The organism is Desulfurella sp. (assembly GCF_049977265.1).
GTDB lineage: Bacteria > Campylobacterota_A > Desulfurellia > Desulfurellales > Desulfurellaceae > Desulfurella.
This window is the reverse complement of sequence record NZ_JBMFGQ010000001.1, coordinates 115,175-126,784: the sequence shown is the minus strand read 5'-3', so window position 1 is coordinate 126,784 and position 11,610 is coordinate 115,175. Positions and strand designations below refer to the sequence as shown.

14 protein-coding genes are annotated in these 11,610 nt (G+C 34.7%); 9 read left to right on the top strand and 5 right to left on the bottom strand.

Annotation, left to right across the window (positions count from 1 at the left end; translation table 11 throughout):
* Positions 1-222 precede the first annotated feature (222 nt).
* The 5 genes from ACP5FO_RS00690 to hypF form a co-directional block, all read right to left on the bottom strand.
* Complete coding sequence (locus ACP5FO_RS00690) at positions 223-507, bottom strand: RNA recognition motif domain-containing protein (RefSeq protein ID WP_428105389.1); 285 nt, start codon at positions 505-507, stop codon at positions 223-225.
* Positions 508-603: 96 nt separating this feature from the next.
* On the bottom strand, positions 604-1,569 hold the full coding sequence (gene hypE / locus ACP5FO_RS00685) for a hydrogenase expression/formation protein HypE (RefSeq protein WP_428105392.1): 966 nt from the start codon (positions 1,567-1,569) through the stop codon (positions 604-606).
* The gene (hypD, locus tag ACP5FO_RS00680; RefSeq protein WP_428156854.1) at positions 1,559-2,647 is read right to left on the bottom strand and encodes a hydrogenase formation protein HypD; all 1,089 of its coding nucleotides are present in this window, start codon (positions 2,645-2,647) and stop codon (positions 1,559-1,561) included. Before hypD ends, hypE begins: the two co-directional genes overlap by 11 nt.
* A complete protein-coding gene (locus ACP5FO_RS00675; protein ID WP_291492503.1) occupies positions 2,634-2,873 on the bottom strand; it encodes a HypC/HybG/HupF family hydrogenase formation chaperone in 240 nt (79 codons plus the stop codon). Before ACP5FO_RS00675 ends, hypD begins: the two co-directional genes overlap by 14 nt.
* Positions 2,864-5,071, bottom strand: coding sequence for a carbamoyltransferase HypF (gene hypF, locus ACP5FO_RS00670; protein WP_428156853.1), 2,208 nt, complete (start codon positions 5,069-5,071; stop codon positions 2,864-2,866). The genes ACP5FO_RS00675 and hypF overlap by 10 nt, the downstream gene beginning before the upstream one ends.
* Before the next feature lie 259 nt (positions 5,072-5,330).
* On the opposite strand from hypF, the gene ACP5FO_RS00665 reads away from it, so the two are divergent.
* From ACP5FO_RS00665 to rpsR, 9 genes are all read left to right on the top strand, one after another.
* A complete protein-coding gene (locus ACP5FO_RS00665) occupies positions 5,331-6,560 on the top strand; it encodes a hydrogenase small subunit (protein ID WP_428105404.1) in 1,230 nt (409 codons plus the stop codon).
* A gap of 17 nt (positions 6,561-6,577) precedes the next feature.
* A complete protein-coding gene (locus tag ACP5FO_RS00660; protein ID WP_428105406.1) occupies positions 6,578-8,290 on the top strand; it encodes a nickel-dependent hydrogenase large subunit in 1,713 nt (570 codons plus the stop codon).
* Between the two features lies 1 nt (position 8,291).
* Complete coding sequence (cybH, locus tag ACP5FO_RS00655; RefSeq protein ID WP_428105409.1) at positions 8,292-8,975, top strand: Ni/Fe-hydrogenase, b-type cytochrome subunit; 684 nt, start codon at positions 8,292-8,294, stop codon at positions 8,973-8,975.
* Positions 8,972-9,451: a HyaD/HybD family hydrogenase maturation endopeptidase gene (locus ACP5FO_RS00650; protein ID WP_428105412.1), complete on the top strand. Its 480-nt coding sequence runs from the start codon at positions 8,972-8,974 to the stop codon at positions 9,449-9,451. Before cybH ends, ACP5FO_RS00650 begins: the two co-directional genes overlap by 4 nt.
* Entirely contained in the window at positions 9,444-9,794 is a 351-nt protein-coding gene (locus tag ACP5FO_RS00645) for a hydrogenase maturation nickel metallochaperone HypA (protein WP_428105414.1), read from the top strand. The genes ACP5FO_RS00650 and ACP5FO_RS00645 overlap by 8 nt, the downstream gene beginning before the upstream one ends.
* Entirely contained in the window at positions 9,794-10,453 is a 660-nt protein-coding gene (gene hypB / locus ACP5FO_RS00640) for a hydrogenase nickel incorporation protein HypB (protein ID WP_428105417.1), read from the top strand. Before ACP5FO_RS00645 ends, hypB begins: the two co-directional genes overlap by 1 nt.
* A 108-nt stretch (positions 10,454-10,561) precedes the next feature.
* A complete protein-coding gene (rpsF, locus tag ACP5FO_RS00635) occupies positions 10,562-10,918 on the top strand; it encodes a 30S ribosomal protein S6 (protein ID WP_428105420.1) in 357 nt (118 codons plus the stop codon).
* A gap of 8 nt (positions 10,919-10,926) precedes the next feature.
* Positions 10,927-11,316, top strand: coding sequence for a single-stranded DNA-binding protein (locus tag ACP5FO_RS00630; RefSeq protein WP_428105424.1), 390 nt, complete (start codon positions 10,927-10,929; stop codon positions 11,314-11,316).
* Positions 11,317-11,339: 23 nt separating this feature from the next.
* Entirely contained in the window at positions 11,340-11,606 is a 267-nt protein-coding gene (gene rpsR, locus ACP5FO_RS00625; protein ID WP_428105428.1) for a 30S ribosomal protein S18, read from the top strand.
* Positions 11,607-11,610 lie beyond the last annotated feature (4 nt).

Here is an 11,610-nt window from a genome sequence, read left to right as displayed (position 1 = left end):
GTATTTACTTATTAATTAATTATAACCCTTATTTATATTTTTTCAATTTTTTATATAAACCTTTTAAGAATTGGAGGGCATATAAATAAAATTTTTAAGATACAAAGGTACACTTAAACAATAACAAAAAAAACTAATGGCAATAAATAATATATATTTTTAAACAAAATTTGTTAAGAAATATATAAGCAGGGCTTAAAAAACCCTGCTTTTAAAAGTGGATTAAAATCTGTTTCTTGAGTTAGAGTAGTTTGACCTTTGTCTTGGATTTGACTCCCTTGGTTTTGCTTCATCTACCCTGATGTTTCTACCATCTAGATCTGTGTTGTCTAAAGCTTCTTTGGCTTTTAAAGCATCATCGTTTGATTCCATTTCAACAAAAGCGAATCCTTTACCTTCAATAACTTTAACCGATACTACATTACCATAACCTGAGAAAACTTCTTTAAGCTTCTCTTCCGTCGTTCGGTAATTTAAATTACCGACATACAACTTGTTTGTATTCACAAAACACACTCCAAAAAAAATTTACTATTGATGCGCATATAGTCCACACCAAATTATTTATATTCTAACATAAAAAAACAAAAAGTCAAGTATTTTTTAACAAATCCTTGGCATTTTTTCTACAAGTGGCATAGAAAGCAATCTTTTTGTGCCATAATTTAAATTAAGCAATACCTTTTGCGGGTGATCTTTTGTAATATTTCCAATTATATTTGCATTTTTACCAAGTGGATTGCTGTGTAAAATATCTAAAATTTTTGGGGCATCAACCGGGTTTGCAACTATTACCATCTTACCTTCATTTGCGCTATAGTAAGGTTCAATGCCAAGCATCTCAGAAATCGAGGACACTTCTTCAGAAATGGGGACAAGTTCTTCAAATATCTCAACGCCAAAATCTCTTTTGTAACATAATTCGTTTAAACACATGGCAAGACCGCCACGTGTGGGATCCCTCATCCAGTGAACATCTAAATTAGATTCAATTATTGGCAAAATTAGACTTGTAAGCTGGGCGCAATCAGATTGCAAATTTGATGCAAGATTTAGGTTTTCGCGCTCGTTTAAAATCGAAAAGCCGTGTTCTCCAATATTGCCTGTTACAATTATCTGATCATTTTCACATATGTTTGAGCCATCTATTGGCCTTATGATTTTTCCTATGCCTGATGTATTTATATAAAAGCCTTTACCAGCTTCAACAACCTTTGTATCACCACATACAATTTTAACATTAGCATTTTTTGCTTCATCGCGCATTGATTGTGCAATTTTTTCTAAATCATCAAGATCAAAACCTTCTTCCATTATGAATGCGCTTGATAGATACATGGGCTTTGCTCCAACACACAATAAATCATTGACAGTTCCGCAAACGGATAGTTTGCCAATATCACCGCCTTTAAAAAATAGGGGCTTTATTGAATGAGAATCCGTCGTAAAGGCTATATCGCCCAAAATTGCACTATCAAGACCCGGAGTTGCTCTAAATACATTTTCTATTAATTCAAGAGTCAATTTACCACCAGATCCGTGATCCATTGTAATTTTGTCAAATTTCACCTTTAACCTCCCACCAGTTTCTGCATGTACCTTCATCTGATACCATACACGGTCCTACAGGATTGTGAGGATTGCATACTTTGGAAAACATTGGGCATTGTGTTGGCTCAATCAAACCTAAAATAACTTCTGCGCATCTGCAGCCTTTTTGTTCTTCTATATAATCTTCGCTAAATGGAATATTGAATTTTACCTTTGCATTTAAAAAGTTATATGTTTTTTTAAACTCAAAACCGCTATTTTCTATTGTGCCAAGCCCTCTCCATATGCTAGGCACAATATCAAAAACATCGTTTAGAGCTTTTTGGGCAAGTTTGTTGCCTTCATAGCTCAAAAGCCTTTCGTACTCGTTTTCTACCTTGCAGGTATTATTTTCAATCTGGTTTATTATCATAAGTATGGTACTTAAAATATCAGCTGGTTCAAAACCCGCTGCAACACAAGGCAATTTAAAATCGCTTGAGACCTTTTCATAAGGCACCAACCCTGAAACTATGCTTGCGTGTCCGGGCAAGATTAATGCATCAATATTTAGCTTGCCTGCTTTCAACAATTCTAAAACACCATTTGGCGTGTATTTGTGGACACTGAAAAAGCTTAAATTTTCTGGCAAGCTTATACTTTTTATTATACTTGCAATGGGAGCTGCTGTAGTTTCAAACCCCACAGAAAAAAATATCATATCTTGTCTGCTTTTTTTTGCAAAATCTATCGCTTCATCTAAACCATAAACCATCTTAACGCTAAGACCCATCTTGCTTGCACTAAAAAGTGAATAGTTGCTTCCTTTTACCCTCAACATATCGCCAAATGTAGCAATTGTGCAATTATTTTTTATACCATAGTTTATTATAGCATCTATATCTTTTGAGCTTGTAACACATACAGGACATCCAGGTCCAGCAAGAAGCTTTATATTTTCTGGCAATAAATCCCTTAGTGCGTATCTTACTATAGAATTTTCGTGTGTGCCACACACATGCATAATGCGCAAATTCTCGAAATTTTTTGATTTGGCTTTTATACTTTGAGCAAGCGCCAATACTAAATCTTTGTCTTTAAACTTACTCAGTTGCACCTTTTGCTCCCAACAAGCATTGTTCTATTAGCTCTAAGTTTTCTTTTGCTTCCTGTTCGTCTAGTTTTGCAATAGCGTTTCCTGCATGCACAAGCACATAGTCCCCCACTTTTGGGTTGTCTATTAGCATAAAAAAACAGTGTTTCTTTGTACCACCTGCTTCAACAACACCACTTATTCCATCTTCATAAACTTCAACAATTTGCATCGGTATACCTATACACATAATCCCTCCTTTGCAATGTAAATTTGACCTATGGCTACACCGCTATCGTTTATCGGAAATCTTGAGTTAAAAAGTACATTTAAACCAGCTTTGGCTAATTTTTTATATAGTAAGCTAAAAACTATATCGTTTTGAAATACGCCACCTGACAGTGCAACCGTTTTTATGCCAGTTTGCTTTGATATAGACATTGTATTTTGATATATTGCATCAACAAAAGTATTATGAAAAAGTTTTGCGCTTATTAAATCGCGTCTTTGTGCAATTGTTTTTAGCGTCATTGAAAAATCAATAATAAAATTATCAATCTTATAATCAAGTATCTTAGAAGCCTTGTGTTTTCTTGCTTCATACTCTAAAAGCATTGCAGATTGGGCTTCAAAAGTGTTTTTGTGTTTTATGTTTAAAAGGGCGCTTACTGCGTCAAATAACCTGCCTGCTGAGCTTGTGATCGAATAAGGCATTTTCGGCATAAGCTCAATTACATTGCTATAATCAGAAAACAAATATTTAACATATTCAATATCGCCAGTTATATCATAAATATACGAAGCTGCTATTCTGTATGGTTCTTTTATAGCTTTTTCTCCAAAGTAAAGTTTCATATTTTTAATATGTCCAATACGTTTTATGGTTTTATCCATTTTTACAAAAAATTCACCACCCCAAATATTGCCATCATCACCAAAACCTGTACCATCAAGCACTATCCCAATACAATCACCACAGTGGTTGTGTTCCATTAAAACGCTTGCAAAATGCGCTTTGTGGTGCTGTACTTCAAACACATTTGCAAATGTTTGCCTTGCATAATTGCTTGATAAATAATTTGGATGCCTATCACAAATAGCCATATCAACTTTGTTTATATCAAAAAATGACAAAAAATCATTAACTTTTTTATTAAATTGCTCATAGTTTTCATAATTTGATAAATCTGGCGTGTATTGAGATAAAATTACTGTATCTTTAAGGCTTATTGCTATATTGTTTTTCATATCGGCACCCAACGCTAAAATGTTGGGCTTTACGCCTTTTAAATAAAATGGCGAAGGTGCATAACCCCTTGCATACCTAAAAATTATTTGCTTATTTAAACTGAAATGTACAATAGAATCTTCAATTGGTCTTATAATTTTCCTATTGTGAAGCAGTACAAAATCTACACCATCAAAATTTACAGCATCCCTATCTTTGTAAATAAGCGAAAATTCACTTAAGTTTGCACTTGTTGCAACAATGCACTCAAGGTTTGAAAAGTAAAACAAAAGCAAGTGTATTGGAGCATAAGCAAGCATCATACCTACAAACGGACTTTTGAGATTTACAAACTTTAAGCGTTCATCTTTATATTTTGCAAGCACAATTGGTTTTATGTGCGAGTTTAGTATTTCAATTTCCTTTTTTGATAGATAAGCAAGTTTTTTGGCAGTTTCAATGTTTTTTGCAATTACAGCAAACGGTTTTTCTTCCCTTTTTTTTATGTGTTTTATTTTTTCAACAGCATATTCATCAAATGCATTGCAAATTAAATGATAACCACCTATGCCTTTTAATAAACCAACTTTAGAGTTTTCCAAATCAAAAGCTGCCTTTTTAACGGCCTTGATATCTTTTAACTCAACCTGTTTGTTTTTTACATAAAAATATTTTGGGCCACATTCTTTACAAGAAATGGTTTGAGCATGAAAACGCCTATTTGAGCTATCAGAATATTCTGTTGCGCACATTTTACACATTTTAAATGCGTTCATTGTGGTGTTGTTTCTATCAAACAAACCATCTTTTGCAATACTAAATCTGGGCCCACAATCTGTGCATGTAATCAAAGGATGCAAAAAACGCCTGTTTGAGCTATCAAATAATTCTTGCTCGCATTTTTTGCAAATACCCCAATCTGGCGTTATGTTTATATTTTTTTGAGCATCACCTTTGCTGTATTTAATAATAAAACTATTGTAGGCATGTTTTTTTATTTTAAAAATAACGCTATCTATAGATTTTATAAATGCATTTTGCGGTTTATTTTTAATGATAATTTTTTCTATATTAAGTATTCTATTTGATTCAATATAAATTTCAACACAACAAGAGCTATTTCGTACCCACCCCGTATATTTTTTTAAGGCATTGTAAAGTGCTGGTCTAAAACCTACACCCTGAACAATACCATATACTTTAGCTTTGATTGCAAACATTTGCTAAATAAATTAAATATTTGTACATTGTATTTAAAAAACGATGCATATCCCCCTCTTTTTAAACGATGTTATATTAATAATATTAAATACGAATGTCAACATGATATTATCATAATGTTATTTAATTTAGTATGTAATGTATGGTTCTTTTAATTGCAATTATTAGAAGGTTTAATTAAAAATAATTAGTTTTTTTATTGACAAAGCTAATTTTAATTCTTAAAATTGCATTCAAAATATACAAAGGAGGGGGACTATGAAAAAAGACACTCTTGACTATCAAGCTCTATTGCCAGAAGTAGATGAGCGGCTAAAAAAAAGTTGTTCTAAAGAACAAGAACAATTGTTCTACAAAAATCTCAAAGAAGCAGGTTTTACAAGAAGGGATTTTTTGAAATGGACATCAATGATTACAGCTGCATTGACCTTGCCACCTATATTTGAACCACGCGTTGCAAAAGCAGTTGCAGCTATTGCTCCAAGACCTACAGTAATCTGGCTGCACTTTGCAGAATGCACCGGCTGTACAGAATCTTTTATTAGAAATATTAATCCTTCTCTTGAAAGAGTCATATTTGACACAATTAACCTTGCATTCCACGACACATTAATGATGGCGTCGGGCAAAAGAGCTGAAGAAGCTTTAGAATCTGCAATAGCAAAGTATAAAGGTAGCTATATATTGGTAGTGGAAGGTGGTATACCAACAAAGGATAACGGCATATTTTTGCGCATTGGTACAAACGCAGAAACTGGCCTTCATAGATTAAAAAGAATATCAAAAGACGCTAAATACATAGTAAATTTTGGTACGTGCTCGTCTTTTGGAGGCGTACAGGCAGCATATCCAAACCCAACGGGTGCAAAAGGCGTTCATGATATTTTGGGTTGTGAGGTGGTTAATGTATCTGGTTGTCCACCAAATTCAGTAAACATGATAGGAACACTTGTACATATTTTATTGTTTGACAGGGTTCCACCGCTTGATTTAAGCTATAGACCAATCTGGGCTTACGGCGGCAGAATTCACGATAACTGTGAGCGCAGGGCACACTTTGATGCTGGTGAGTTTGTTGAAGAATGGGGCGATGAAGGCGCAAAAAAAGGCTGGTGTTTGTATAAAATGGGTTGCAAGGGGCCTCTTACATACAATAACTGCCCAAGATACAGGTTTAATCAAAGCACAAACTGGCCAGTGGGAGGAGGTCATGGCTGTATAGGATGCTCAGAACCTGACTTTTGGGACACTATGGCACCATTTGAAGAGCCAAATGATAAAGCAGGCATAAGAATTCCTGCATTTGGTGGCGTAGAAGCTACAAGCGATGCTATTGGCGAACTTGTAACAGGTATTACGATTGGTGCAGTAGGTGTGCATGCTGCTGGCTCAATAATCAGGGCAAAAGCTGAAAAGAAAAAGAAAGAAGAAGAAAAAGAAGAAGAAAAGAATAAAAACGACCAAAATAATACAGGCGAAAATAAATAACAAAGAGGGGGAGTAATATGGCAAAGGCACAAAAAGAAGTTAATCAACACTTAGTAGTTGATCCTATTACGCGTATTGAAGGGCATTTGCGCATTGAAGTTAATATAAAAAATGGGAAAGTATCTGATGCTTGGAGCTCCGGGACACTATGGAGAGGTATAGAACCTATCCTGCAAGGCAGAGACATAAGGGATGGCGGCTTGCTTGCCCAGCGTATATGTGGTGTTTGCACATACTCTCACTATGAAGGCAACACTATGGCTACAGAAGTTGCTCTTGGCATAAGACCGCCAACAAATGCAAGGTTAATTAGAAATTTAATTAACGCAGCGCAATTTATGCAGGATCATATAGTCCATTTTTACGCGCTGCATAGTCTTGATTGGGCTGATATAGGTGGAGCATTAAAAGCCGACCCTCAAAAGGCGGCTGATTTAGCTTATGAATTTTCAAAAACACCATATAATGCTTCTGTTGCTCACTATAGAGAGATAAAGGATAAACTTGCAAAATTTGTAGCAAGCGGGCAATTGGGTCCATTTGCAAACGCATATATTGGCAATCCGCTTTACAAGATGACTCCTGAAGCTGATTTAATAACAATAAGCCATTATTTGGATGCATTACCAATTCAAGTAATTCTAGGACAAATGAAAGCCATTTATGGAGCAAAAGATCCTCATCCACAAACACTTGTAATTGGCGGAATCTCAAGTGTTATGGATTTACTTGACCCAAATAGACTTGCAGAGTACAAATACAAATTAGATAATGTTCACAATTTTATCAAAAATGCTTACCTTCCTGATATTGATATGCTTACGCATTTTTATAAAGATGAGTTTGTAAAAGGGTGGGGAATTGGAAACTATAATTTCTTAAGTTATGGCGGTTTTCCAGAAACAAACGATTGGGAAGCAAAATACAGATATCTACCTCAAGGTGTTGTGTATGAAGGCAACCTAAATATTTTCGAACCTACAGTAGATGAAAAGTCAATCACAGAAACTGTTGCCCACTCATGGTATGAAGGACCCAGGGTTGGACTATACCCTGGAATTGAAGAAACAATACCTCAATATACAGGTTTAAACCCAGATAATACAGTTAAAGAAGATGGCAAATATTCATGGGTAAAAGCACCGCGCTACAAAAGAAAGGTCATGGAAGTAGGTCCTCTGGCGCGTTGGGTAGTAGGGTATGCAACTAACCACAAAGATATGAGAAAACGCGTTGATGAATTTTTAAAAAAGCACAATGCAAAATTTGAACAAATGTATTCAACAGTAGGCAGAACCGTAGCAAGAGCAATGGATACAGACTATATTTGCGATGGCGCTTATATATTTATAAAAGATTTAGTTGCAAACTTAAAACAGGGTGATGAAAGTACATGGACAAACTTTGAATTTCCAAAAGAAGAAACAAACGCATGCGTGGCGCTTGTTGAGGCGCCAAGGGGCTCTTTAGGTCATTTTGTTACAATAAAAGGCAAAACAATTAAGCACTACCAGGTAGTTGTACCATCTACATGGAATGCTTCTCCAAGAGACGAAATCGGTCAAAAAGGAGCCTATGAAGCTTCATTAACAGATTTACCCGTACCAAATCCAGATGAGCCATTAGAAATTTTACGTACCATTCACTCATTTGATCCATGTCTTGCATGCGCTGTACATTTAATTGATACAGATAGTGGTAAATTGCGCAAATTTAAAGTCGAGGTGTAATATGGATAGTCAAGTCAAGATGCACTACAGATGGACGGTCGCACGAAGACTAATACACTGGACAACATTTATATGCATAGCAGTGCTAACTTTCACTGGTTTTTATATAGCTGATCCTTTCTGGTTTATCTACTCGCCAGGCACAAGAGAAGCATACAACACATTTGCTATGGCAGATGTAAGATTTATACATTTTACTTTTGGCTTTATCTTTATATTTGCTATTATTATGAGACTGTATTATGCTTTCTTTTCAAGATACGATGCAGATTGGAAAAGTTTATTATTTGAGTGGTTTAATATTAAAGAATGGAAAACTGTGCTTTCGTATTATATTACATTCAAACCATATGGTGTGCCAATTAAAAGTAAGTACAATCCACTTCAATCGCTATTTTACTTTTTATTTATTGTAGCTTGCTTCTTTCAGATCATATCTGGCCTTGTAATGTTTACAATGGGTCAAAACTCCATTCTCGGTATGTCTTTTATGCAAAAAGCACTATACTGGTTTGTAAGCCTGATGGGCGGCTATGCCCATGTATACGATTTGCATAGATTGCTTACATGGTTTTTTATAGTATTTTTTATAGGTCATGTGTATATGATATTAGCTCATGATGTAGGTGATAAAAAAGGTACAGTATCATCTATGATTTCTGGATACGAGGCAGAAAAAGAATGAACACTATTGCAGTTATAGGCTTGGGCAACACATTGCTTGGCGATGAAGGCTTTGGCGTTCATTTAGTTAATAAATTGCAATCAAAATATACATTCAGTGAAAATGTTAAAATTTTGGATGGAGGAACCGTAGGGTTCCTCTTAATCGAGCATTTTTTAGAAAATGATAAACTTATATTTGTAGATGCAATAAGAGCAAATGATACACCAGGCAGTATCTATAAATTCAATGTAAAAGAGCTTCCTCCAAATATTACATTTGTATCATCTATCCATGAAATTGGCCTGGGTGATATTTTAGGGCATGTAAGATTAATGGGCTTGGAAAAAGAAACAGTAGTAATTGGAATTGAACCACTCTCAGTATGCCCAAATGACTTAACTATTACACTAACACCTTTAATGGAAGAAAAAATGCCTTCCGTTGAAAAGTTAGTATTAGAACAAATAAAAGAATTTGGTGGAAGTTATGCATGAGGGGGCAATAGCCCAATCTGTCATGGAAGTTTTACGCGACATAAAAACCCAAAATGGGCTATTGAGCATAACTTCCGCTACCCTAAAAATTGGTGCAGTCTCGGGCGTTGCTATCGACGCCCTTCTTTTTGCATTTGAAGCAATACAAAAAGAAGAAGAATTTATCAAAAACACAAAACTTAATATAATCTATGTAAACGTAAAAGCAAGGTGTAATATTTGTGGCAAAATTTATGAATTTGATGATACAGACAATCTGGTTATGTTTTGTCCAGATTGCCAGATGCCACTTACAATAATAAATGGCAAAGAATTAGAAATTGTAGATGTGGAGGGACAGTAGTGAAAAGGATCGTTGTTGAAAAAAAGATACTTGAAAAAAATGATGATATTGCAAATAGTATCAGGAGCTTGCTTAACAAAAATCGCGTTTTTGGTTTAAATGTTATGAGCTCACCGGGCGCTGGAAAAACAACACTCATTGAACGCATGGTGGAAGCACTAAAGCCTAAATATAAAATTGCAGCAATTGATGGCGATTTAGATACACAAAGGGATGCACAGCGTATCGCAGCTCTTGGCATAGAAGCAGTTCAAATAAATACCTCTGGCACATGCCACTTAGATTCTTCAATGGTTCAAAAAGCACTTAATGATATCTCACTTGACCTAGATCTGTTAATAATTGAAAATGTAGGAAACCTGGTCTGTCCTGCAAGTTTCTACTTAGGTACACACAAAAATGCTGTCTTAATAAGTACACCCGAAGGAGATGACAAGGTAAAAAAATATCCCACAATGTTTAATGTAGCAGATGTTGTTTTGATAAACAAAATGGATATAGCCCAATTTGTAAATTTTGACGTAGAAAAAGTAGAACAAGAGATAAAAGAATTAAACCCAAATGCAATGATATTTAAAATAAGCGCATTAAAAAATGATGGCTTAGATGAGTTTTTAAATTGGGTTGAAGACAATATACAATCAATCAAAAATCAATAAAATATATAATATTTTGATTTTTTTTAAGAATTTGATACAATAATTAATGTTTATATCCTTGCTATCTTGTAAATAGACAAGATAGCCAAAAGTCCAAAAGGAGGTTTGATGTACTACGATTTTCTCTACATTGTTCAGCCAAATGTTACAGACGAAGGGTTTGATACTATACTTTCAGACATAGTATCAAGAATTGAAGGTAGCGGTGGTAAGCTTTTAAAAAGCGCCATCTGGGGCAAAAAACAACTTGCCTACCCGATAAAAAAATATAGGCAAGGTATTTATGTAAATCTTTTTTATGAAGCAAATGCAACTGTTCCAAAGCAAATTGAAAGCTTTCTTGCACTAAAAGATGATATTTTAAGACAGATGACTGTAAAAATGCTAAAAAAAGATATTATTCGCTTCACGCAAGTTGTTCAAAAAACAGAAAACACACAACCACAAAATAGTGAGGCAAATTAGGAGTCAAAGTGTCAAGCTTGAATAGAGTCTTTCTTATGGGTAACCTTACAAGAGATCCGGAATTGCGCTATACACCGTCAAATATTGGTGTTGTGACATTTGGGTTAGCGGTTAATTCTATCGTTGGCAGAGATTCTGACGGTAACAGAAAAACCGAAGTATTATTTGTTGATATTACAGCTTTTGGCAAACAAGCTGAAGCAATAGCACAGTACTGCAAAAAAGGCACACCACTGTTCGTCGAAGGACGCTTAAGATTGCGCACCTGGGAAGATAAAGATGGAAACAAACATTCCAAGCATGAGATTATATTAAGCGCTTTTCAGTTTATTGGCGGCACCAATAATCAAAAAGATGATATTAAATTGTCAGAAGATGATGAAGATGTACCGTTTTAATTAAAAAAGGAGAAAAAGAAAAAATGGAAAACAACGACAAAAATAAAAGAAAAAAATCATTTAAATTTTCTAAGAAAAAGGTTTGCTACTTTTGCATAAATAATATGGACGAAATTGATTATAAAAATACTGAAATTTTGTCACGATTTATCACAGAAAGATACAAGATCGTTTCAAGAAAAGCCAGTGGTGTGTGCGCTAAACATCAAAGAAAGCTTAGTACAAGTATAAAACGTGCCAGAATAATGGCGCTCTTACCGTTTACCATCAATACTAAGTTAAAAATTTGAAAGT

Bases quoted from the DNA above. Each gene is read 5' to 3' on its own strand.
- rpsF (WP_428105420.1), top strand. From the start codon at position 10,562: ATGTACTACGATTTTCTCTACATTGTTCAGCCAAATGTTACAGACGAA.
- ACP5FO_RS00665 (WP_428105404.1), top strand. From the start codon at position 5,331: ATGAAAAAAGACACTCTTGACTATCAAGCTCTATTGCCAGAAGTAGAT.
- cybH (WP_428105409.1), top strand. From the start codon at position 8,292: ATGGATAGTCAAGTCAAGATGCACTACAGATGGACGGTCGCACGAAGA.
- ACP5FO_RS00660 (WP_428105406.1), top strand. From the start codon at position 6,578: ATGGCAAAGGCACAAAAAGAAGTTAATCAACACTTAGTAGTTGATCCT.
- ACP5FO_RS00645 (WP_428105414.1), top strand. From the start codon at position 9,444: ATGCATGAGGGGGCAATAGCCCAATCTGTCATGGAAGTTTTACGCGAC.
- ACP5FO_RS00675 (WP_291492503.1), bottom strand. From the start codon at position 2,873: ATGTGTATAGGTATACCGATGCAAATTGTTGAAGTTTATGAAGATGGA.
- hypF (WP_428156853.1), bottom strand. From the start codon at position 5,071: ATGTTTGCAATCAAAGCTAAAGTATATGGTATTGTTCAGGGTGTAGGT.
- ACP5FO_RS00650 (WP_428105412.1), top strand. From the start codon at position 8,972: ATGAACACTATTGCAGTTATAGGCTTGGGCAACACATTGCTTGGCGAT.
- rpsR (WP_428105428.1), top strand. From the start codon at position 11,340: ATGGAAAACAACGACAAAAATAAAAGAAAAAAATCATTTAAATTTTCT.